The sequence below is a fragment of the Hyphomicrobium sp. ghe19 genome (genome assembly GCF_902712875.1).
Lineage (GTDB): Bacteria > Pseudomonadota > Alphaproteobacteria > Rhizobiales > Hyphomicrobiaceae > Hyphomicrobium_B.
Genome location: NZ_LR743509.1, coordinates 4,542,280 through 4,564,861 on the forward strand (window position 1 = coordinate 4,542,280; position 22,582 = coordinate 4,564,861).

23 protein-coding genes are annotated in these 22,582 nt (G+C 60.7%); 13 read left to right on the forward strand and 10 right to left on the reverse strand.

From position 1 onward, the window contains the following. Positions 1-70: 70 nt before the first annotated feature. Together AACL53_RS21635 and AACL53_RS21640 are read right to left on the reverse strand one after the other, a co-directional pair. On the reverse strand, positions 71-1,603 hold the full coding sequence (locus AACL53_RS21635) for a HAMP domain-containing sensor histidine kinase (RefSeq protein WP_339086743.1): 1,533 nt from the start codon (positions 1,601-1,603) through the stop codon (positions 71-73). A 12-nt stretch (positions 1,604-1,615) separates the two neighbouring features. Further along, positions 1,616-3,070: an NAD(P)/FAD-dependent oxidoreductase gene (locus AACL53_RS21640; protein WP_339086745.1), complete on the reverse strand. Its 1,455-nt coding sequence runs from the start codon at positions 3,068-3,070 to the stop codon at positions 1,616-1,618. Positions 3,071-3,549: 479 nt separating this feature from the next. Between AACL53_RS21640 and rpmH the strand changes: the two genes are divergently transcribed. The 4 genes from rpmH to yihA all read left to right on the forward strand — a co-directional run bounded on the left by rpmH (position 3,550) and on the right by yihA (position 6,804). Then, positions 3,550-3,684 carry a 50S ribosomal protein L34 gene (gene rpmH, locus AACL53_RS21645; protein WP_045834540.1) on the forward strand — a complete coding sequence of 45 codons (135 nt, stop codon included), beginning with the start codon at positions 3,550-3,552 and terminating at the stop codon, positions 3,682-3,684. A 78-nt stretch (positions 3,685-3,762) separates the two neighbouring features. Continuing rightward, positions 3,763-4,137 carry a ribonuclease P protein component gene (rnpA, locus tag AACL53_RS21650; protein WP_339086746.1) on the forward strand — a complete coding sequence of 125 codons (375 nt, stop codon included), beginning with the start codon at positions 3,763-3,765 and terminating at the stop codon, positions 4,135-4,137. Positions 4,138-4,229: 92 nt separating this feature from the next. After that, complete coding sequence (yidC, locus tag AACL53_RS21655; RefSeq protein WP_339086748.1) at positions 4,230-6,098, forward strand: membrane protein insertase YidC; 1,869 nt, start codon at positions 4,230-4,232, stop codon at positions 6,096-6,098. Positions 6,099-6,147: 49 nt separating this feature from the next. Continuing rightward, positions 6,148-6,804, forward strand: coding sequence for a ribosome biogenesis GTP-binding protein YihA/YsxC (yihA, locus tag AACL53_RS21660; RefSeq protein ID WP_339086750.1), 657 nt, complete (start codon positions 6,148-6,150; stop codon positions 6,802-6,804). 2 nt (positions 6,805-6,806) lie between these two features. On the opposite strand, the gene AACL53_RS21665 is transcribed toward yihA, so the two are convergent. Beyond that, positions 6,807-7,370: a hypothetical protein gene (locus tag AACL53_RS21665; RefSeq protein WP_339086751.1), complete on the reverse strand. Its 564-nt coding sequence runs from the start codon at positions 7,368-7,370 to the stop codon at positions 6,807-6,809. A gap of 206 nt (positions 7,371-7,576) precedes the next feature. Next, positions 7,577-8,788: a Clp protease N-terminal domain-containing protein gene (locus AACL53_RS21670; RefSeq protein WP_339086753.1), complete on the reverse strand. Its 1,212-nt coding sequence runs from the start codon at positions 8,786-8,788 to the stop codon at positions 7,577-7,579. A 285-nt stretch (positions 8,789-9,073) separates the two neighbouring features. Between AACL53_RS21670 and argB the strand changes: the two genes are divergently transcribed. The 6 genes from argB (at position 9,074) to AACL53_RS21700 (ending at position 13,517) form a co-directional block, all read left to right on the forward strand. After that, positions 9,074-10,030, forward strand: a complete 957-nt coding sequence (gene argB, locus AACL53_RS21675; protein WP_339086755.1) for an acetylglutamate kinase — start codon at positions 9,074-9,076, stop codon at positions 10,028-10,030. Further along, entirely contained in the window at positions 10,030-10,776 is a 747-nt protein-coding gene (locus tag AACL53_RS21680; protein WP_339086757.1) for a pyrimidine 5'-nucleotidase, read from the forward strand. Before argB ends, AACL53_RS21680 begins: the two co-directional genes overlap by 1 nt. Positions 10,777-10,786: 10 nt before the next feature. Further along, a complete protein-coding gene (locus AACL53_RS21685; protein WP_339086758.1) occupies positions 10,787-11,437 on the forward strand; it encodes a LysE family translocator in 651 nt (216 codons plus the stop codon). A gap of 80 nt (positions 11,438-11,517) precedes the next feature. After that, positions 11,518-12,063: a sigma-70 family RNA polymerase sigma factor gene (locus tag AACL53_RS21690; protein ID WP_339086759.1), complete on the forward strand. Its 546-nt coding sequence runs from the start codon at positions 11,518-11,520 to the stop codon at positions 12,061-12,063. Continuing rightward, positions 12,060-12,773, forward strand: a complete 714-nt coding sequence (locus tag AACL53_RS21695) for an anti-sigma factor domain-containing protein (RefSeq protein ID WP_339086761.1) — start codon at positions 12,060-12,062, stop codon at positions 12,771-12,773. Before AACL53_RS21690 ends, AACL53_RS21695 begins: the two co-directional genes overlap by 4 nt. Before the next feature lie 165 nt (positions 12,774-12,938). Beyond that, positions 12,939-13,517, forward strand: a complete 579-nt coding sequence (locus AACL53_RS21700) for a fasciclin domain-containing protein (RefSeq protein ID WP_339086763.1) — start codon at positions 12,939-12,941, stop codon at positions 13,515-13,517. 138 nt (positions 13,518-13,655) lie between these two features. Here the strand turns inward: AACL53_RS21700 and AACL53_RS21705 are convergent, their stop codons facing one another. Further along, entirely contained in the window at positions 13,656-14,414 is a 759-nt protein-coding gene (locus AACL53_RS21705; protein WP_339086764.1) for an SDR family oxidoreductase, read from the reverse strand. A gap of 126 nt (positions 14,415-14,540) precedes the next feature. Between AACL53_RS21705 and AACL53_RS21710 the strand changes: the two genes are divergently transcribed. Then, positions 14,541-15,338, forward strand: a complete 798-nt coding sequence (locus AACL53_RS21710) for a zinc ribbon domain-containing protein (protein ID WP_339086766.1) — start codon at positions 14,541-14,543, stop codon at positions 15,336-15,338. Between the two features lie 59 nt (positions 15,339-15,397). Here the strand turns inward: AACL53_RS21710 and AACL53_RS21715 are convergent, their stop codons facing one another. From AACL53_RS21715 to AACL53_RS21735, 5 genes are all read right to left on the reverse strand, one after another. Beyond that, positions 15,398-16,327, reverse strand: coding sequence for a 3-hydroxybutyryl-CoA dehydrogenase (locus tag AACL53_RS21715; protein ID WP_339086767.1), 930 nt, complete (start codon positions 16,325-16,327; stop codon positions 15,398-15,400). Positions 16,328-16,362: 35 nt separating this feature from the next. Beyond that, positions 16,363-17,307, reverse strand: coding sequence for an electron transfer flavoprotein subunit alpha/FixB family protein (locus AACL53_RS21720; protein ID WP_339086769.1), 945 nt, complete (start codon positions 17,305-17,307; stop codon positions 16,363-16,365). Next, entirely contained in the window at positions 17,307-18,062 is a 756-nt protein-coding gene (locus AACL53_RS21725) for an electron transfer flavoprotein subunit beta/FixA family protein (RefSeq protein ID WP_339086771.1), read from the reverse strand. The genes AACL53_RS21720 and AACL53_RS21725 overlap by 1 nt, the downstream gene beginning before the upstream one ends. 300 nt (positions 18,063-18,362) lie before the next feature. After that, positions 18,363-18,944 carry a cob(I)yrinic acid a,c-diamide adenosyltransferase gene (locus tag AACL53_RS21730; RefSeq protein WP_092869054.1) on the reverse strand — a complete coding sequence of 194 codons (582 nt, stop codon included), beginning with the start codon at positions 18,942-18,944 and terminating at the stop codon, positions 18,363-18,365. Positions 18,945-19,011: 67 nt separating this feature from the next. After that, positions 19,012-19,200, reverse strand: a complete 189-nt coding sequence (locus tag AACL53_RS21735) for a twin transmembrane helix small protein (RefSeq protein ID WP_092869055.1) — start codon at positions 19,198-19,200, stop codon at positions 19,012-19,014. Between the two features lie 257 nt (positions 19,201-19,457). On the opposite strand from AACL53_RS21735, the gene AACL53_RS21740 reads away from it, so the two are divergent. Both AACL53_RS21740 and AACL53_RS21745 read left to right on the forward strand, forming a co-directional pair. Continuing rightward, entirely contained in the window at positions 19,458-21,071 is a 1,614-nt protein-coding gene (locus AACL53_RS21740; RefSeq protein ID WP_339086772.1) for a peptidoglycan DD-metalloendopeptidase family protein, read from the forward strand. After that, positions 21,071-22,507 carry a S41 family peptidase gene (locus AACL53_RS21745; RefSeq protein WP_339086774.1) on the forward strand — a complete coding sequence of 479 codons (1,437 nt, stop codon included), beginning with the start codon at positions 21,071-21,073 and terminating at the stop codon, positions 22,505-22,507. Before AACL53_RS21740 ends, AACL53_RS21745 begins: the two co-directional genes overlap by 1 nt. Positions 22,508-22,582: the final 75 nt, after the last annotated feature.

Consider the following 22,582-nt stretch of genomic DNA (forward strand, 5'->3'; position numbering starts at 1 on the left):
CCTGTCGTCAGCGTGGGCCGCGAATCCCGATGCGCCGCGCTGGTCGAGATCGGGCGCTCTCGGGGCCGTTTCAGTCGACGTGCCGATCCGGCAGCTCTATGCGGAAATGCGCGCCTTTTTTGCTATCCATAAGCTTCAGCGAGCCGCCGTGCGCCTGCACCAGCTCGGCCGAGATGACGAGGCCAAGGCCCGTTCCACCCTTTTTTGTCGAGCCTTGGAATGCCTTGAAAAGATTTTCCCGGGCCTTAGGCGGAATGCCGCTGCCGTTATCCATCACGTCGATGATGACCTTGCGTCCTTCGCGATGGGCCGCAACGCGAATCTCGCCGTCGGTTTTACCTTCAACACTTTCGATCGCCTGCGCGGCATTGCGGATGAGATTGCTCAAGGCGCGGAACAGGTGCTCCTGGTCGGCGTCGATGCGCAGATTCGCGTCCATGTCGCAGACGAATGCAACCGTGCCTTCGCGGGGCAGGCCCTGACTATCCGCGACTTCTTCGACCAGAGGCTTCAGCAACATCAATTCGCGGCGTGGGGCAGCTTCGGAAACGCCGCCGAATTGCGCCGATGAATTGCAGAACTGAATGGCCCGATCGAGAGAAGCAATGAGCTTTGGAACAAAGCGCTGCACCGTCGGGTCGGGGAGATCAACGAGCCTATCGGATATCAGCTGCGTATTCGCGAGCATGTTGCGCAAATCGTGATTGATCTTCGAAACCGCCATGCCGAGTTGGGCAAGACGGTTCTTCTGAGTGAGCAAATTGCCGAGCTGACGCTGCATGCTTGCAAGCTCGCGTTCGGCGATACCGATCTCGTCGCCGCGGCCGGTCTCCGGCATAATGCGGCTTTGATCTTCGGGGTTTTCCGCGAAGTGCAGCATGTTGCTCGTGATGCGCGTCAGCGGCTTCACGAATAAGCGGCTCAGCGCGAAATAAACGACGACCGCCGTCAGCACCGAAAGGATGATGGACAGCCAGAGAATGTTCATCCCGTAGCGGATCATCGCCGCTTTGAGGGGCGCTTCCGGAATGACGATTTCGATCAGGTCGTTGTTGTCGGCCCCGGTGTGACCGATCACGCGGATGGTGCGATCACTCGAGAGCAGCGTCGTCACTGCATCCTTCGCCTGCTGCAGACCGGTCGTCACGCTATCCCAGAAGGTATCGGGCTCGGGCGGCAGGTAGTACACGTAGTCGATGGTCAGGTCGCCTTCGGGCGGAAATACCATCCGGCGCTCGCCTTCGCTCCGCGATGCGATTGCGCGTACTTGCGCGGTCCGAAGGAGATCGGCGCGGAGAGCGGATGGAATTTGTCCGCCGGGAAAAGCATCGGATGTCAGCGCTGCAAGTTGGGCCGCCGTCAGCCGCTCTTGAAGCCAAGTCACGCGGTAGCTTGCGATCGACGGCAGAAAGATCAGCGCTTCGGCCAGCAGAACGAATGCGGCCGTGAGTATGATGAGCTTCGCGGGAAGGCCGCGGCTTTCCCACAGGTGCTTCAGGGCATGCCAGGGCGCGCCTGCAAAAGACGTTTTCGCCTTCAGGTCGTCAGTCTCTGGGTTGCCGCTGTTGGTAATTGCGCGCTGCACCGGATCGTACTTCTCCATTGGCGGAGATCATTAACCGAGCTTTGCCAGTAACGCGATGACTTTGCGCAAAAAGGGGTTACTCGGAACTGTTGCAAAGTAACGGAATGCAGCTTTCTTGTTGATCTCCGAAAGCGTCGGGTAGGGCGAAATCCATTCCGTCATCGCCTTGATGTTGAGGTCTTGTGATATGGCAAGCGACCACATCTGAATCAACTCGCTGGCCTTAGCTCCGACGATGCCTGCGCCCAATATTTTCCCGTGCTTCGACGTTATGACCTTTATGTGCCCGTCGGTCTCGTGTTCGAGCTGGGCCCGGTCGTTCTCGTGATAGGGCCAGCGTAGGACGTTTATTCTGCCGTACTTGGCGCGCGCCTCGGTTTCGTTCAGGCCGACAGTTGCCAGTTCGGGGTCTGTAAAGACGACGCGCGGCGCGACCCGGGCCTTTGCTCTTGCAGGCAGGCGGAAAAGCGACCTCCGCAAAACCGTCTCGGCATGATCGCCCGCGACGTGGGCGTATCGCGGTGCGCCGGTTGCGTCGCCAATCGCGAAGACCCGACTATTGGCCGTTCTCAAACCGGCGTTAACTTTGATGGCATTCGGCGTGACCTTCACGCCGGCGGCGTCGAGGCCGAGATCGGCGATGTTGGCTTTGCGTCCGGCTGTCAGGAGGATCGCCGACCCCTCGATGGTTTCGGACGCGCCACCGGTTTGAAGTTCGACGACGATTTTCCCTGCGGTGCCCGAGACGCGCTTTATCTGCACGCCTTCGCGGATCACGATGCCTTCATCGGAAAGCCGTGCGAGCAGCGCGACTGCGAGTTCGGGGTCTTCGCTACCGAGCGCTTGGGCGTTATCGAGCACGGTCACGCGGGAACCAAGGCGGCGGTAAGCCTGCGCCAGTTCCACTCCGGTCGTTCCAGCGCCGATGATGAGGAGGTGCGGGATCAGGCTCGTATTTTCGAAGATTGTTTCATTCGTGAAATAGGGGACGTCCGCCAGGCCCGGAATGGGCGGGATAATCGGCGATGAGCCCGTTGCGATGACAATCCGGCGCGCTGTGATCCGGTAGTCGCCGGCTACAACCGTCGACCGGTCGACGAATTTCGCAGCTGCCGGGATGACGCGGATGCCAAGGCCCGTGAAACGCTCAACGGAAAAGTTCGGCGAAATTTTCGCGGTCACGTCGTCGATGTAATGGCTGACCGCGGCGTGGTCGATCAGCGGCTCGACACCACGGATGCCGAAGGGCGAAGCGGTGCGCATTGCGTAGGCTCGTTTGGCCGCGACCAGCAGTGCTTTCGACTGCACGCCTCCGTAGTTAAGGCTATCCCCGCCCATTTTGTGCTTTTCGATCAGAACCACGCGCTGCCCGAATGCGGCTGCGGCCGAGGCGAGGGCCAAGCCACCGGCGCCGGCACCGATTATGCAAAAGTCTGTTTCGATGTTTTGGCTCTGCGGGGCCTCGTCGGCCGTGTCCTTGGGCATAAAGGGCGATCCAGAAAATGAAATTGGTTTGGCTAATTCGAATGCGCTTTTGATGCTCGCCGGGAAGACTCGGGCGTCACTCTCCAACGGCGTCAGCGGGATAGTTTAATATGCCGGTGCCGCTTTGGGTGCGGGAGATCCTTCTCTATCCCCTGTTCGCATGCGCGAGGCACCTGCCTGGCAAGCACGCGGGTGGGATATTGGATCATTTCAGATATACGACTGATGCCGCGGAGGCGTTGCTTTGCGCGCGTTTGGGGACGACAGCCGTATTCCTTCGGATTAGAACGACTGCCGTGGCTTGCGCTCGTTGACTTGCCTAAGCGGCCCGACTATAAGGGCGCGAATTCCCGAGATATCTGCACTCTGCTGGGGTCTTGAGCCCCGGGCGACGTGTATTGGTAAGTCTCGGAAAAAAATAAGCAATATGCCGGCGTCCAGTACTGGATGCGGCTCAAGAGACTTGGACGGAGAGTTCCGTGAAGCGCACATATCAACCGAGCCGCCTTGTTCGCAAGCGCCGCCACGGATTTCGCAAGCGTATGCTGACGACCGGAGGTCAGAGAGTTCTGGCGCGCCGTCGTTCGAAGGGCCGCAAGCGTCTTTCGGCCTAGTTGGGTCTAGCGCCAAGGCCCCGTTGTCGCTTTGTCGCGGCTCTGGAGGCTGTCATTCCGATCCTGCCAACGCTCAAAGTGCGGTCCGAATTTCTGGCTGTGCGTGGCGGCCGGCGATCATCCACGCCGGCATTTCTGATTGAAATGCGTGAACGATCCGACGCGCCGAAGCGCGCCGGCACGGGGCCCCGTTTCGGGTTCACGATCACAAAGAAAATCGGTAACGCGGTTACGCGGAACCGTATTCGCCGCCGGCTGAAGGCGGCTTTCGCGGCAGACCTTAAACGACGGGAGCTCGGGTCCTGCGACTATGTCGTGGTTGCCCGCCGCGCCGCCCTGGACCGTCCGTTTGCCGAGCTTCTTGGCGACGTTAGCCAAGCCATGTCCGCGCTTACCCGCAGCCGGCCAGTCCGAACCGATAAAATCCGAGTTGATAAAAAAGGTTCAGCGTGACTGGGTGTCCCCTTCCTTTTATGACCAGTTTCCGCCATCGCTTCCGGGCCTGAACCAGGCCCCTGCCGCCGGCGCCGTGCCCTGAGGATTTGATGAGCTCTCCCAACGATCCCAAAGACCAGAACAATTTGATCCTCGCCGTGGTGCTGTCGATCGTGGTGCTGATGGGCTGGCAATATTTTTTCGCGCGCCCGCAAATACAACACGAGCAGGCCCGCCAAGAGTTCAACAACGCCCAGAACAACGGTACGGCGAACGTCGAGCGCCCGCCCAACGGCGCCACGTCGCCAGTCGCTCCACCGTCCACCGCTGTTCCCGGTACAACGCCGCCGCCGCTCGAAAAGCCGCTGACGCGCGAAGAAATCCTGAAACAATCGCCGCGGATCGAGATCGCCACGCCGTCACTCGAGGGTTCGATCGATCTCAAGAGCGGTCGCATCGACGATCTCGTGCTGTCGAAATATCGCGAGACGGTCGATCCCAACAGCCCGAAGGTGACGCTGCTGTCGCCTGCCGGAACGAGCGATCCGTATTTTGCTGAATTCGGCTGGGTGCCCCAAGCGGGTTCGGCGATCAAGGTGCCGGATCGCGACGCGGCTTGGACGGCCGAAGGCGGGACGACACTGACGCCGGACACTCCGGTCAGGTTGGTGTGGGACAACGGCCAAGGGGTCGTCTTCCATCGCACCATGTCGATCGACAAGGACTACATGTTCAAGGTCGTCGACGAGGTCGAGAACAAGACCGGCGCAGAGATCACTCTGATGCCCTACGCGCGTGTACATCGCAGCGGCCATCCGCCTTCGCAGGTCTTTTCGGTTCTGCATGAAGGTCTCGTCGGCGTTTCCGGCGAGCACGGTCTTCAAGAGTTCAGGTTCGCCGACGCCGTCAAAAGCGGCGTTCCGACGACATTCGAGAATGTCATCGGCGGCTGGCTCGGCATAACGGACAAATACTGGGCGACGTCGCTGGTTCCGGATCAGACGGCTCCCTATCGCGCGACATATACCGCACTTCCCGCCCGCGATCCGGGTGGCAAGGACGCGTTTCAAACGGACTATCTGCGCGGTGCTCTCTCCGTGCCGCCGGGGATGCGCAAGGGAACCGAGGCGCATCTGTTCGCCGGCGCCAAGAAAGCTTCTTTGATCGACGGTTACGAGAACGCGCTCCATATCCTGCGCTTCGACCGCATGATCGATTGGGGCTGGTTCTATTTCATCACGCGTCCGCTCTTCCATTTGATGGAGCTCATCAATGGTGTCGTGCACAACTTCGGCATCACCATTCTCATCCTGACGGTGATCGTGAAGGCGGCGTTCTATCCGCTCGCCACCAAGCAGTACATGAGCATGGCGCGCATGAAGATGATGCAGCCGGAAATGGCGCGCATCAAAGAGCTGCATAAGGATGATCCGCAGCGGCAGCAGAAAGAAATCTTCGAGCTTTATCGCAAGGAGAAGATCAATCCGCTTGCCGGCTGTTGGCCGATCCTCTTGCAGATCCCGGTCTTCTTCGCGCTCTATAAGGTGCTGTTCGTCACGATCGACATGCGTCACGCGCCGTTCTTCGGCTGGATCCACGATCTTTCCGCGCCCGATCCGACGTCGCTCTTCAACCTGTTCGGACTGCTCCCGTTTGCGCCGCCCGAGTTCCTGCACATCGGCGTGTGGCCGCTGATCATGGGCATCACGATGTGGGTTCAGATGCAACTCAACCCGCCGCAGCCTGATCCGATCCAGCAGCAGATCTTCCAGTGGATGCCCGTGATGTTCACGTTCCTGCTGGCGAGCTTCCCCGCAGGTCTCGTGATCTACTGGGCGTGGAGCAATACGCTCTCGATCGCGCAGCAGATGCTGATCAACAAGCGGGCGGGCGCCGAGATTCATCTATTCGGGAATCTCAAACGAACGTTTGCTCCGCTCCTACGATTGTTCGGAGCCAGTAGCGGCTCCAGCAAATAACTTTGCCGGAGGCGGCCCCTTTTTCGGGGCCGCTCCATCGGATCAGATAATGACAGACGCCGCGACGATATCGGCTGACGAGATTGAAAAGGGCCGGCGTCTGTTCACGCGCGCCTGGACTTTCGCGCGCGGCACGCCTGATCTCGATCACCTGCCGCCCGACGACCGGCCAGAGATCGCGTTTGCTGGACGTTCGAACGTCGGCAAGTCGAGCCTCATCAATGCGCTCGTCGGCCAGCTGCGGCTGGCGCGCGCGTCGAACACGCCGGGGCGGACGCAGGAGCTGAACTTCTTCACCGATCCGGAACGCGATCTCTTTCTCGTGGACATGCCCGGCTACGGGTTTGCGGAAGCTCCGAAAGAGAAAGTGGCGGCCTGGAACAAGGTCATCCGCGCCTATCTCGCCGGACGGCGGACGCTTCTCAGGGTGTTTCTTCTCATCGACGCGCGCCATGGGCTGAAACCGCCGGACGATGAGATCCTGGACCTGCTCGACGGGGCGGCGGTGTCCTATCAGGTCGTGCTGACCAAAGCGGACAAGATCAAACCGACCGACCTTGAAAAGGTCATGGAGCGCACGCTGAAAGCGCTCGCGAAGCATCCTGCGGCATTCCCAGCCATCATCGCGACGTCATCGGAGAAGGGGCTTGGATTTGAGGAGTTGCGCGGAACGATCGCGCAGCTTCTGGAATCGCACGGGAAGTGACGTCAGTGCAGAAACTTCTGCATTAGGCCCATTCCGGATTCGCCGAAGGTCGCGAGTGCGCCGCCGACGACCGCCGCAACCGTCCAACCGAGAAAGCGCGTAAGGGTCCGTGCGATGTTGGCGCGAACTTTCACTTCAATGAGCTGATCGGGAAGAGCGGTTTCCGCCGCAACGCCGTCGGCGCCGATCGTGCGGGCTGACACGATGATCTGTAGGCTCGACCAACCGCGCGATTGCGGCGTGATCAGAAAACGCCAGCTTGCGAAATCGTCGCTCGCGTAGCCGAGGTTGCTTTCGATCCATTGCGTTTCGGGCGAAGCGGATTCGATGAAGAATCCGCCCTCGGGCGCGCGAATGCGCACCGACATTGCCTTCGTGACGGCGACCGCGTGCTGCCAAACCTGGCCGCCGCCCTCGAGGCCTTCCGTCAGCGCTTTGACCGAAGATTTGGCGATGCGGATCTCAGCGCGCGAGGTTTTTCCGACGCGCATCGAACGGGGAATATTTTCCGCGAGTTGGCCGGCGTCGACGTTCGAGCCCTTGGCGCGTTTTTCCTTACGACGCACTTTGCCGTCCGGCGCTGGGCGCTGCGAAGCAGGGGGGCCCATCGGAGAATCAGTCCGGAAAGCAGGGTCGTGACCGAGAGCGGGTCTCGAACCTGGAGGCGCTGAACCCGGCACCATAGGGCCGCCCTGTGCGGGTCCCATCGGCGCCGACGGCATCGGAGCAGAAGGCATGGGACCGGAAGGCATAGGGCCGCGCATCCGCGGGTTTACGGGTCCGCCGTGGATTGGCGCTCCGGGTGGAATCGGAGGTGGCTGTATCCTGGAAGGTTGTGGGCGCGGCGGCAGATCCGCGAAAATATCGGGAGGTGGCGCGGGGCTCGCCTGTGGCGATGCCGGGCCAGCCGGATAGGTCTGCGGAAATGACTGGTCGTTCGGCCTCGCGGGTGCGGCCGGAGCTTGCTGTCCCTGCCAAGTGGGATGAGACCACGACGGATCGTGCTGGGCACGCCCTGGCTGCGGACGCTCCGGTTGGGCTGCTGGCGCACCGCCGCCAAAGCTCGGTTCGGGCCGATGCCGTTGCGCTTCGTGCGCTTCGCGCTCGCCGCCAGTCGGCAATTGCGGGTCGAGTGACGCGGGAAACGACGGTGCGGGAGCTTCGGGCGCCGGAAAAGGTGCCGCTTCGGTCGGCGACTGTGGCCCGGTCGCGTCACCCATGCTGCTGAACGTAGGCTCTTGCCGGACTGGCTCCGGGGTTCGCTCGCGTTCGGGCTCAGGCGCGGAGACGACCTCCGGCAGCGGCACCGCTGGTTCGGGCTGTAAAGGCGCGGGGCTCGGGTCAAAAGAGTTCGGGGCGGCCGGGTTCGGGGCAGCAACGTATGGACCGGGCGGTGCCGGGGCGCGGGCCGCGGCATATCCTTCATGATTTCGCGCAAGGACGGCGTCGCCCGGGATTGGACGCGTTCGCGGGCCCGGGCGAGCACGTCATCGGCGACGGGCGCCGGCGGCTGGGCCGGTGCCTCGCGCGGCGGCGCCAGTGCGGCTTGCAGCGCCCGGATGGCGTTATCGAACGTCAGCCCGTGGGCTTCGAGAATTTGTGCGGCTAGGCTTCGCGCGTCGCCGACAATCGCGGCGAGCACGATCGCGCCGTTGATATCGCGCCTGCGGCTTCCGCGCGCGGCGGCTGCAGCAGCCTCGAGGATGCGCCGAACGTCCTTCGATACGCCGAGGGAATCATGGCGTTCAGTGGAGGGTTCAGTGCCTTGCAGGACGCGCGAGACGACGTCAGCCTTCAGGCGTTCGGCGTTGATTTGGCTGGCGTCCAGCACCGCGCCCGCATCGGGATCGTCGCAGAGGGCTGCGAGCAGATGCTCGAGCGAAACCTCTGCCGCGCCGCTCGACCCGGCAAAGTCGGCACCCCGAGCCAGCGTGGCACCAAGATCCGACGACATCGGAATCTGCGTAATATCTGTGGCCGTCACGCCCACGACGTCTCCCAAACTGAAGGCCAAGACGGCCAAGACTGGCCAGTACTCAACGCATTAACGTGCCGAAAGGACATGCTGATGGCAAGGTATAGCAATGGCATGATCCTGGCACGGCAGAATGACTTTTCCTCCCCAGATGGCCTCAACGCCTGCGTCAGTAACGCCCGCCGGTGGTAAAGGCCGGGAATTCCGTTGAGGCATTTGGCCGAGAAGCTATAAGACCGCGACGAAGCGACCGGCTCCCCGCCGGCGCGAACAGAATGGCAAAAGGGGGAGCGCGTGACGTCAACGAAAAGTCTCTCGGGAAATGCTGGCGCAGCGCCGGTTGAAACGCCTCTCAGCGCACATCAGCAAGCGCGTATCCTCGCGGAAGCCATACCGCATCTAATTCTCTACGATGAAAAGACCGTCGTCATAAAATTTGGCGGTAATGCGATGGGCGACGAGGAGCTGTTCAAAGCCTTCGCGCAGGATATCGTTTACCTGAAGCAATCCGGCATCAATCCGATCGTCGTGCATGGCGGCGGCCCGCAGATCGGCAGCATGCTGCAGAAGCTCGCGATCAAGTCGGATTTCGTTAACGGTCTGCGCGTGACTGACAAGCCGACGGTCGAGATCGTCGAGATGGTTCTCTGCGGGAAGATCAACAAGGAGATCGTTTCCGCGATCAACCAGCAGGGCGGCAAGGCGGTCGGCATCTCAGGCAAAGACGCCAACCTGATGATCGCCAAGAAGATCACCGAAATGCCGGACCCTCAGTCGAACGAGATGAAGCAGGTCGACATCGGCTTCGTCGGCGATCCGCTGGAGGTCAATCCGCACATCGTCGAAGTCATTTCGAAATCCGATCTCATTCCGGTGATCGCGCCCGTCGCCATCAGCCGCGACGGCGAAACGCTGAACGTCAACGCCGATACATTCGCATCGGCACTTGCGGCAAGGATGCAGGCCAAGCGGCTGCTTCTGTTGACCGACGTTTCCGGCGTGCTCGACGAGAACAAGAAGCTCATTCCGAGCCTTTCGATCGAAGAAGCGCGCGCCATGATCAAGACCGGTGCGATTTCGGGCGGCATGATCCCGAAAATCGAGGGCTGCATCGAGGTCGTCGAGGCGGGCGTCGAAGGCGTGGTCGTGATCGACGGACGCGTGCCGCACTGCGTCCTGTTGGAACTCTTCACCGAGCACGGCGTCGGCACGCTCGTGAAACGCGCCGAGCGCAAGCGGGGCAAGGCCTGATGGCCATCCCGGCCTCAGCGTCGGATTTGCCGAAGCTCGTGCCGGCTGCGGCCAAGCGCGGGTTCAATCACGTCGACGCCTGGATCTTCGATCTCGACAACACGCTCTATCCGGCGTCCTGCAACCTCTTTGCGCAGGTCGATCTGCGCATGAGCGAATTCATCGCCAAGACAATCGGTGTTCCGCGCGAGCACGCGCGCCATCTGCAGAAGGCCTATTATCGCCAATTCGGGACGACGCTTGCCGGGCTGATGAAGGTCCACAAGCTGCAGCCCGGTCCGTTCCTCGAATACGTGCACGATATCGATCTTTCCGTTGTCCCAGAGATGCCGGACCTCGCAGCCGCGATCTCAGCCCTTCCGGGGCGCCGGCTTATTTTTACGAACGGCTCGCGCCTTCACGCGGAGAACGTTGCGCGCAAGCTGGGCGTGCTCGATCTCTTCGAGGACATCTGCGATATCGCGGCGATGGACTATGTGCCGAAGCCCGAGCGCGAAGCCTTCGACCGGATGCTGAAGCTGCACAATGTGCCTGGGGCGCGGGCGGCGATGTTTGAAGATATGCCGCACAACCTCGTGCCGGCATCGACACTCGGGATGACGACGGTGCTCGTTCATTCCGACTATATCGATCATCCCGCGCAGCTGAAAATCCGGGAATGGCGCGAGCTTCCGGATCATGTGCACTACTTGACGCGCGACCTCACAAAATTTCTCGTCGACGAGGTTTCGGTTCCAGCGAAGTAGGATGAGTGGGATGCCGGGCGCTATCCAAGAGCTGGCCGTCTTTGGTGTGCCGCTCGCGTTCATGTGGCTCTCGTTCATAGTAGAGCTGACGCCCGGCCCGAACATGACGTATCTCGCCGTTCTGGCGTTGGCCGCTGGCCGGCGCGCGGGTTTCGCGGCAGTTGCCGGCGTCGCCTCCGGTCTTCTTCTGATTGGCCTTCTTGCCGCGCTTGGTGTCGCGGCGCTCATTTCCGAATCCCGGATGCTTTATGAATTTTTTCGTTGGGCCGGCGCTCTCTACATGTTTTGGCTGGCTTACGACATCTGGCGCGGCGACCCAACCGAGGCAGAAGGCGAGGCGGCACAGCCAACGCCGGACCGGTATTTTTTTCGCGGCTTACTGACGAATGTCCTCAATCCGAAAGCGGCAGTCTTCTACATCGCGGTGCTTCCGCAATTCATCGATGCTAGCCGGGACCTGCTCCCGCAGACGATTTCGCTCACTCTCGCGTACGTGGCCGTCGCGACGATCGTTCATGGCGGGATCGTCGCATTGGCTTCGCGCGCGCGGCCCTTGCTGCAGAATGCGGATCGCATGCAGATGGTGAGGCGCGTGCTGGCGATCGGTCTCTTGCTTGTCGCACTGTGGCTTCTGTGGTCGACGAGAGCGTCAAACGGCTAGGCGAGCGACCGTCCGTCGGGTTATAGGTCCATCGTTCCGTGTGCAAATATTGACGCGACAGCGCGAGACTGTTTCCGACCATGGCGTCTACCGACGACATCAGTGCGCTGCTGCAACGCGTGGCCCGACAAGATCGGGCAGCGTTCGCTGAGGTTTATGCGGCTACGAGCGCGAAACTTTATGGCATCATTCTCCGTATCTTGCGACGCCGGGATATCGCGGACGAGGTGTTGCAAGAGGTTTATGTGAAAATCTGGGAGCGGTCGGCGGACTTCAGACCTGAAAGAGCCTCGCCTATCGCCTGGATGGCGGCCATCGCTCGAAACCGCGCCCTCGACGAGGCAAGACGTAAATTGCCCGTGTCGATCGAGGATCATCCGGAAGTTCAGGACTTTCCGTCGGACGCCGAGACGGGGCTCGCAGCCGTGATGCGCGGGGAAGACTCCAAGCGGCTGGCCGATTGTTTGGCCCGGCTAGAGGCGGATCGCCGGCAAATGGTCGTTCTCGCCTATTGCGAAGGCTTAAGCCGCGAGGAGCTGGCAGCGACATACGACCAGCCCGTCAATACGATTAAAACTTGGCTTCGCCGGTCGTTAGCGCAGTTGAAAGGCTGTCTCAGCTCATGACTGATGACAACGACATTGACGCCATCGCCGGAGAGTACGTCCTCGGCACGCTCGATGCCGGCGAACGCGCTGCCGTTGCGGCTCGGCGCTTGCGCGAGCCGGCCCTCGACGTTGCCATTCAAGAATGGGAGCGCAGGTTAGCGCCATTGGCCGAGTTGGTTCCCGTCGCCTCGCCACCCGATGATACCCTCGCCAAGATCGAGGCTCGCATCGACGAAAAGGGGATTGCTTCCTCTGGAAGCGCGACGATCGTCGATCTTCGCCGCCGCCTGCGCCTTTGGCGCACAACGGCTATTGCAGCGTCGGCTATCGCCGCGAGCCTCGTCGTGGCGCTCGGGGTTAGAGACTTTCAGCCGAGGCCGAAGCAGCAAAATCTCGTCGCGGTCCTGCAGAAAGACGCAGCTTCTCCGGCTTTCCTCGTTACGGTCAATATCGAGGATCGGATCATGACCGTGCAGCCGGTCGCCGCCAAACCGGAACCGGGAAAGAGTTACGAGTTGTGGATTGTGCAGGATAGTCTCGGCGCGCCGAAATCGTTGGGCGTCATCGACGAACCAAAGGCGATGACCCGGCCAACGCTCGCTGCCTACAAACCCGACGTGATCGAAAGTGCGACGTTTGCGGTGAGCCTCGAGCCCGAAGGCGGTTCGCCGACGGGTCAACCAACCGGCCCTGTCGTTTTTGCGGGGAAGCTCATTCCTGCAAAATAGTCTGCCCGGAAATTATCGGCTGTGGACTTACGCGCGCCGCGCGGATCTGGATCACGCGAAAATCAAAAAAACAAATCGCGTGCAGTTTGAAACTGCTGCCGATCTGGCTCCGTAACTTCGGACGCGTCTCCGATGGAGACGAAGAAACAACCGGAGAAACACCCTATGTTCAACGTCAATCGCGCCTCTCTTCTCGGCGCAGCTGTTTTCGCTCTTTCGCTGTCGTCGGGTCTGGTCGCTAATTCATTTGCCAAAGAGAAGACTGTCGAAGTCGGTGGCGCTGCGATGTACCCGTCGAAGAATATCATCGAGAATGCGGTCAATTCGAAAGATCACACGACGCTGGTCGCGGCGGTCAAGGCGGCAGGACTCGTGAATACGCTTGAGGGCAAAGGTCCCTTTACAGTCTTCGCGCCGACTAACGCAGCGTTCGACAAGCTTCCTGACGGCACGGTTGCGACGCTGCTCAAGCCCGAGAACAAGACACAGCTGACGAACGTGCTGACCTACCATGTCGTAGCGGGTGATTATTCGGCGGCGAAGCTTGCCAAGGAAGCAAAGGCAAACGGCGGCAAGCTCGACCTCAAGACCGTGGAAGGCGAAAATATCACCATCGAGGGCGACAATATGGGCGGCTGGTGGGTCGTCGACGGCAAAGGCGGCAAGGCGAAGATCACCATCGCCGACGTCAATCAGTCGAACGGTGTGATCCACGTGATCGACGGCGTGCTTTTGCCGAACTGAAGTCGTCACGAAAACTCGGCGAGCGGTGAGACGAATCCGTGCCTCCTCGTACACCCTCGCTGAGTAGCGGGGACCGGCCGAAAGAAGTGTTTCAGGCAGCTTCTTTTGGCCGGATTTTCTTGTGCTGCGGCTATCGCCTCAGCCCCGGCCGATGAAAGGCATTCCCGTCGCCATCAGCGTCATGAACTGCACGTTGGCATCCAGCGGCAAGTTGGCGATGTAGAGGACGGCGTCCGCGACGTGGGCAACATCCATCCGTGGTTCAACCATGACGCGGCCGTCGGCTTGTAGAATTCCGCTCGCCATTTTGGCTGTGACGTCCGTCGCGGCGTTGCCGATATCGATCTGCGAGCAGGCGATGTTATCGGCGCGGCCATCGAGTGAAATGGATTTCGTGAGGCCGGTAACAGCGTGCTTCGTTGCGGTGTAGGCGGCCGAGAATGGGCGCGGCACCTGCGCCGAGATGGAGCCGTTGTTGATGATCCGTCCGCCTCTCGGCGTTTGCGCCTTCATGATGCGGATGGCTTCGCGCGCGCAGAGAAACGGTCCCGTCAGGTTGACGTCGACGACGCGCTTCCATTCTTCGAGCGGCAGGTCTTCCAGTGGTACGCCCTGCGTGAAGGTTCCGGCATTATTGAATAGGAGATCCAAACGGCCGAAAGTTGCGCGCGCCTTTTCGAATGCGGCGTGGACTGCGGATTCGTCCGTGACGTCGGCTGGCGTGACCAGGAACCGGCCACGGCCAGATGCGGCGTCTGCGGCGGTTTTTTCCAGCTCGGCAACGCGCCGGCCGAGAAGGGCGACATCAAATCCATCGGCCTGAAGCTTCAGGGCAACAGCCCGGCCGATGCCCGATCCGGCGCCCGTCACCATTGCCACGCGTGAATTGCCAATCATTTTCGTCTCTTGTGCTGAATCATGCGAAACGGCTGCTTAACTCCGAACGGCCCGGCGCGCCAGTTTGTGACGCCATGTGGCCATGATAGAAGAATCGCCGCTCGGGGCAGCACGGGGTTCGCGGTCATGGCGGGGACGGAAGCGGCAGGTTCCGCATTTTGCGTCAATTGCGGCACGGCATTGCAGGGGAAGTTCTGCAGCGGCTGCGGCGCGCCCGCTGCGGCCGATCAGGACGAGCAAGGCTGGAGCGCTCTTTCTTCGGAGTTCTTGAGCTCGCGTCGCGACAACAGCTTCTTCCCGGTTGTCGTTTCGTTTCTGATCCACCCCGTCGATACGATCATCCGGCTGACGGACGATCCCGCGTATCGCTCGCATTGGGCTTTCCTGACGGCAATGGTCGGGTTCCAGCTCACGCTCGCTTACGTCATCGTGCCGAAGCTGGTTGCGGCGCTTTTCAATATTCCTAGCACGGCCAGCAGCGCGACGGTCGTGACGAACGAGGTCGTGCAGTACGTTGGGATGGCGATCCTGACGCCCATTCAATACTACGTGTGCCGCGCACTCGGCACGCTGCCGCGGTCACCGATGTCGTATGTGAAGCTGTGTGTGTTGAGCGTCAGCTACGGATCGATGGTGGCGATCGCCGTCACGCTCATAGGGTTTGCGACAGGGTTTGCCGTGTTGAAGACCCAGGCGGACATCGATCTGAGCGTTGTTTGGCAGCTTTTGACGCTTACAACTTACGCCGTCGTTCTCGTCTTCGTTTCGGCGAGCCATAAGAGATTTTGGGGAATGTCCTGGCCGGTTGCGATCGGCGTCACGCTCTTTGTCGGCGCGATGTCATGGCTGGTCGTTTATCCGGCGCTAACGGCGCTTGCGGAACGGGCGGATGTGGCGGGGACTTTGGGCAGCGTTTTGGGATAGACGTCAAGTAAGGCTATGCGGTCGAGCCTTTATCTTGACGGGACTTACTTGGTTGGGACTTACCTAGTCGGGACTGGCTTTTCGCCCCGGTAATCGTAGAAGCCGCGCTTCGTCTTGCGGCCGAGCCACCCGGCCTCGACGTATTTCACGAGGAGCGGACAGGGGCGATACTTCGAGTCCGAGAGGCCTTCGTACAGGACCTGCATGACGCTGAGGCAGGTGTCGAGACCGATGAAGTCGGCAAGCTCCAATGGACCCATCGGATGATGCGCGCCGAGGCGCATCGCCTTATCTATTGCATCGACGGTGCCAACGCCCTCGTAGAGCGTATAGACGGCTTCGTTGATCATCGGCAGCAGGATGCGGTTGACGATGAAGGCCGGAAAATCTTCCGAAACTGCTGTGGTCTTGCCGAGGCTTTCGACGAAATGGCGCGCCGTCGCAAACGTCTCGTCGCCGGTCGCGATGCCGCGAATAAGCTCGACGAGTTCCATGACCGGCACCGGGTTCATGAAGTGCATGCCGATGAAGTCTTCGGGCCGGTCGGTGGTCGATGCGAGCCGCGTAATCGAAATGGACGACGTGTTCGAGGCCAACATGGCCGTCGGCTTCAGGTGGGGACAGAGCGCCGCGAAGATCTTGTGCTTCAGGGCTTCGTCTTCGGTGGCGGCCTCTATAACGAGATCGCACTCTCCGAAGTCTTCGAACGACGGTGCGAAGCTGATGCGCTCGAGCGCCGTGTCGCGATCTTCTTCCTTGATCAGGCCCTTGGCGATCTGACGCGCCATGTTCTTATGGACGGCTTCGATGCCTTTATCGAACGACTCCTTTTTCAAGTCGTTGATCGCGACCGTATAGCCCGACAGCGCGACGACATGCGCGATACCGCTGCCCATTTGACCGGCACCGATGATGCCGACCTTGCTGATCGTCCTGGCAGGTTTCACGCCGACCCTGCCTTTTTCCATCAGCTTCTGAGCTTGCGCCATGAACGCATGTCCTTCGCGGTGATAAGAAGCCGGGCTTAGCGTCCGGCTTTCTGGAGTTCTGCGTCGAGTTCTGGCAGGGCCTGGAACAAATCCGCCACGAGCCCGTAGTCCGCGACCTGGAAGATCGGCGCTTCGCCGTCCTTGTTGATCGCGACGATGATCTTGGAATCCTTCATGCCGGCGAGATGCTGAATAGCGCCTGAAATGCCGACGGCGATGTAGAGGTCGGGCGCCACGACTTTGCCGGTCTGTCCGACCTGCCAGTCGTTGGGCACGAAGCCAGCGTCGACAGCGGCGCGCGAGGCGCCCATGGCGGCACCAAGCTTGTCAGCAATCGGGGCGATATATTTGGTGAAGTTCTCGCCGTTCCCCATGCCGCGGCCGCCGGAGATGATGATCTTCGCCGAGGCCAGCTCGGGGCGGTCGGATTTGGAGAGTTCGGCTTTCTCGAAGGTCGAGATGCCGACGGGGGCGGGAGCCGCGACCGTCTCGACTGCAGCCGAACCGCCTTCCCCAACGGCGGGAAATGCGGATATGCGGACGGTGATCACCTTCGTTGCATCCGACGATTGAACGGTCTGGATGGCGTTGCCCGCATAAATGGGACGTTCGAACGTGTCGGGTGAAACGACCTTCGTGATGTCGGATATCTGCATGACATCGAGCTTGGCGGCGACCCGCGGCAGGACGTTCTTGCCGTATGCAGTCGCGCCCGCGACGATCGCCGAATAGTTCTTGGCAATCGAGAGGATGAGTGCCGCAACTTCCTCGGCGAGGCCTTTGGCAAGCTGCGGCGCATCCGCGACGAGAACCTTCGAAACGCCTGCAAGTTTGGCTGCTGTATCCGCGGCGCTACCAACGTCGGAGCCTACAACCAGAATGTGGACGTCTCCGCCAAGATCCTTCGCCGCGGAAAGTGTTTTGGCCGTTGCCGGCGAAAGGGCATTGCCCGAAAGCTCAGCGAGGAGAAGTGTCGTCATTAGAGAATCCCCGCTTGGCTTTTCAGGAGTTCAACAAGTTCAGCAACGCTGCCGACCTTCACGCCGGCTTTACGCGATGCAGGTTCGCTCGTCTTCAAAACTTTGAGCCGGGGCGCGATATCGACGCCAAAGTCTTCCGGCTTCTTGACATCGAGCGGCTTTTTCTTGGCCTTCATGATGTTCGGAAGCGATGGGTAGCGCGGCTCATTCAACCGCAAGTCGGTCGTGACGACTGCGGGGAGGTTGACCTTGATGGTTTCGAGGCCGCCGTCGACCTCGCGGGTAACAGATAGCGAGCCTGCCTCCGGAACGATCTTCGAGGCGAACGTGGCCTGCGGCCAGTCGAGCAAGCTCGCGAGCATTTGGCCGGTCTGATTGCTGTCGTCGTCGATGGCCTGCTTGCCGAGAATGACGAGATCGGGCTTTTCGGTCTCGACGAGGGCTTTGAGAAGCTTCGCCACGGCGAGCGGCTCGACGGTCGTGCCTTCCGGGACTTCGATGAGAATGGCGCGATCGGCGCCGATGGCGAGCGCCGTGCGGAGCGTTTCCTGGGCCTTCGCCGTGCCGATCGAGACGGCTACGACTTCCTTGGCGCCGCTCTTTTCCTTGAGGCGAACAGCTTCTTCGATGGCGATTTCATCGAATGGGTTCATCGACATTTTGACGTTTGCCAAATCGATGCCGGAACCGTCCGGTTTGACGCGAATCTTGACGTTGTAGTCGACGACGCGCTTGACCGGGACAACGATCTTCATGTCATTCGCCAGAATGTCTGGCGCTCCCTTGTTGTTGTTTCCCGCGCTTCGGACGAACGCAGGTTCTTGCAGCGCGCCTGCTGTCCCACTCGGGCAAACTGGCTGCGCCCAAAGGGCCGGCCTGCCCGGTGGCAGAAAGTATAGCTCTCGCAACTGCGAAGGCCGAAAGCTACGGGCGGGTTTTGCTCAAGTCAATCGGCGCGTGCGTCGCGGTGTCCTAAAGTTTTGAGGACATTTCAGGCTACCGGAGAAGGGATTGGCGGGTCTCTCGGATTATTGCCCTTCGGTCATCGGCTCCTGTCACCGGTTCTTACCGGGTACCCACAGGATATCGCTTTTGCCCCGATCGTTGACGTAGCGGCTTGCGACGAAAAGGAAGTCGGAGAGCCTGTTAATGTATTTGAGGGCGGGTGCGCTCACCGGCTCGTCGGGGAGGGCGGCCAGTTCGACCATTTTCCGTTCGGCCCTGCGCGAAACCGTCCGTGCGACGTGAAGTGCCGCGCCAACCGGGCTGCCTCCTGGTAGAACGAACGAACGTAAAGGTTCGAGTTCGGAATTCATTTGATCGATCTCGCCTTCTAGTCGCGTCACCTGCGCGTCCGAGATGCGCAGCGGCTCGTACGAAAGCTTTTGGCCTCGATCCGGCACACAGAGATCGGCGCCCAGATCGAAGAGATCGTTCTGGACGCGAAGTAACATTGCATCCACGTCCGGCTGTTCGCCCGCCAATTGGGTGCGCGCAACGCCGATGACGGCATTCGTTTCATCGACGGTGCCGTATGCCGCTATACGGGGAGACGTCTTCGGAACGCGCTCGCCCGTCCCTAGCGCCGTCGTCCCGGCATCGCCGGTTTTGGTATAAATGCGATTGAGTACGACCATTGGTGCGAAAACCTGGTTTGGCTCATGCAGGACAAAAGCGTCAGCGCCTGTGGCAGGCGGCCCGCCATTAGTGGGTCACAAAGACGTAGGCAAGAATAATAAGGATTGCCACAAACTGGAGGCCAACGCGCCACCGCATGAGCTTCTGGCTCAGATTGGGGTTTTTGCCCTTCATCATGTTCCAGAAGCCGAACAGCAACACGATGAGTACGGCAAAAACAGCAATCGTAGTGGCATGATAGAGAATAGTTTGCATTACCTACATCCGAACCGTGATTTGAGATTTTGCTTACGCCTTCCACCTGGGATGAGCAATGTTCATGTGGTTAAACCGACAGTCCTTACAGGTGTGCGGCCAGCCCGGACAGGGTACGGCCTGCGAAGCATTACGCATTTGAAATTTGCTCTCCGCAGTAAATCCCTTAATTTTTCCGCCGCATCATTCGCGCGCTCGGTTCGGGTCGTCCCAAATCGTGCACACCCTGCGATGTGCGCCCAATGAGCCGAGGTCTCGTGTCAAAGAACCTATCGTCGTCGCGCAGTGGACGGCCTCGCCTTAATGGCGTGGGCGCACGTGCGGGACTGGCCGGCGCACTGATGCTGTCGCTTGCCGTCGCTCCGCTTGGTCCTCTCTATGCGGAGGACGCTCTGCCTTCCGATCCGGGCACCGCGCGCAAGGTGCTTGAAGAAAAGAAACGCGAACTCGATGCCAATGCCGCCAAAGAGCTGACGATCCAGTCCGACGTCGTGCAGCTCGGCGCCGAACGCGAGCGGCTGAACGGCCGCCTCGTCGAAACGGCGGGCCTCATTCAGCGCAGCGAAGCGCAGATGACGTCGATCGAGGGGCGCCTTTCGGAGCTTGAAGAGCAGGAGCGTGTCGTGCAGGGCTCTCTCGCCCAGCGGCATGGGCAGATCTCAGGATTGCTGACCGCATTGCAACGCATGGGGCGCAATCCGCCGCCGGTCCTCGTGACGCGGCGCGAGGATGCTCTGAAGATGGTGCGGAGCGCGATGCTGCTGTCGTCGGCGTTTCCGGATCTGAAAGACCAAGCGGTTACGCTCGGAACGCAGCTCGCTGATTTGCAGCGCGTGATGGGTAATATTCGCACCGAGGGCGCGAGGCTGCAGGCTGAAACGGACCGCCTCAACGAAGCGCGCACCCGTCTCGCCAGCCTCATGGAAGTCAAAAAGCTGACGCTCGCCGATCGCCAGTCGGAGCTAGCGTCGGTTCGTGTCGCGACCGCCGAAATCACGAAGAGCGTCACTAACCTGTCGGAACTGATCAACCGTCTCGATACGACCGTGACGGAGAAGACAGGGCTCGGCGCTTACAACGACGAACTCAAGGCACGGCATGTCGCTGACGCGTCGCAAGGACAGACTCAGCCGGCCGGACCGCAGATCATCAAGCCTCCGCCGCCCGAGCAGGATGGCGATAACGCGAAGCCGGCAGCACCAGGAACGCTTGCCAGCAATGTCGCGACCAACCCGGCCCTCAAATCGCCGGCAGCCGCTCCGCAGGTGAAGGCGATCCCCGTCGGCGGGCTGACGAAAGTTTCCGCGCCCGAAGCCGACCTTGCGCCGGCGGCTCCGAGCCCCGCCGGCGGAAGCGGCTCGAAAGTGGCCATGGTCGAACTCGCTCCTGGCGGATCATCGCTCATCACCGGCAGCCCGGGCCGAATCAAACCTGCTATTCCGTTTTCGGACGCTCGCGGCAAACTGCCTTTGCCGGCCCAAGGGCGGCGCGCTTTGACGTTTGGCGAGCGCACCCAATTTGGCGGCCAGTCGAAAGGCATGGTCATCGAAACGCGGGCTTCGGCGCAGGTGACATCACCGTGTGATGGCTGGGTTGTCTACGCGGGAGAATTCCGCAGCTACGGCCAACTCTTGATCATTAACGCGGGCGACGGCTATCATGTGCTGCTCGCGGGTCTATCGCAGATCGACGTCCAGCCGGGACAGTTCGTGCTGACTGCCGAGCCTGTCGGCACTATGAGCGGTGGGCAAAAGAATTCCTCGCCCGCGCCTGTTAGCGGACCTGTTTTATATGTTGAACTTCGTAAAGATGGGCGTCCTATAGATCCCGATCCCTGGTGGGCATCAGGTCAGCAGAAGGTACAAGGCTAATGCGCAAGACTGACTATGCATTCTGGACATTCCTGTTGATGACAGGTTTGGCCGGCGCGACCACGCTGCTGAACGTCACTCAGACGTACTCGGCGACCGCGTCGCAAAATTCCGAGCTCTATAAGCAGCTCGATCTCTTCGGCGACGTTCTCGAGAGGGTTCGCTCCGATTACGTCGAAAAGCCCGACGATACCGCGCTCATCGAAGCGGCGATCAACGGCATGCTCGCATCCCTCGATCCGCATTCATCGTACATGAGCCCGAAGAATTTCCGGGATATGCAGGTTCAGACGCGCGGCGAATTCGGTGGCCTCGGAATCGAAGTCACCATGGAGAACGGCGTCATCAAGGTCGTTTCGCCCATCGACGACACGCCCGCCGCCAAGGCCGGCCTGATGGCGAACGATCTCATCACCCATCTCGATAACGAAGCGATTTCCGGCCTGACGCTCGAACAGGCCGTCGAGAAGATGCGCGGTCCGGTCAATACGCCGATCATGCTGACGGTCGTGCGCAAGGGCAAGGATGAGCCGTTCGACGTGAAAGTCGTGCGCGACGTGATCCGCATCAACGCCGTCAAGTCGCGTGCCGAAGGCGATATCGGCTACGTGAAGGTTACGACCTTCAACGAGCAGACACATGCCAACCTGGTGAAAGCCGTCGAAACTCTCGACAAGCAGATCGGGCCCAACATCAAGGGTTACATCATCGATCTGCGCAACAACCCGGGCGGTCTCCTCGATCAGGCCATCGCGGTGTCGGATGACTTCCTCGAGCAGGGCGCCATCGTTCTCACCAAGGGCCGCAACAACGAGGAAACGCAGCGGGCGAACGCTCGTCCGGGCGATATCTCGGACGGCAAGAAGCTCGTCGTCCTGATCAACGGCGGCTCGGCGTCGGCTTCGGAAATCGTTGCGGGTGCTTTGCAGGATCATAAGCGTGCGACGGTCATCGGCACGCGGTCGTTCGGCAAGGGATCGGTCCAGACGATCATTCCGCTCGGCGCCAACGGTGCAATCCGCTTGACCACGGCTCGTTACTACACGCCGTCGAACCGGTCGATCCAAGCCAAGGGCATCGAGCCGGATATCAACGTCGAGGAAGCCGTGCCGGATGACATGAAGGACAAGATCGCCGCCGAGAAGCCGCGCGGCGAAGCGAGCCTTCGCGGCCATCTGAAGAATCCTGACGGCACCGACCAGACGAAGGATGACGATCTGGCTGAACCGTCGGGTTCGTCGTCCTACGTCGCCAAGGATGCCGACAAGGACACGCAGTTGCAGTACGCGATCAACTTCCTGCACGGCACCGCTAAGGGTCCGGAGACGTCCAGCGCAACGCCGTCGCCTGCGCCGACCACGACCGGGCCGTCGTCCGGATCGAACAACAAGGCTCCGGTTCCGTCCGACGATGACAAGAAGGTCACGCCGAACTAAAGCGACCTGCAGAGGTTAGGGTTTGAAGGGCGCCCATTCGGCGCCCTTCATTTTGTTGGGCTCTATTCAATAAGG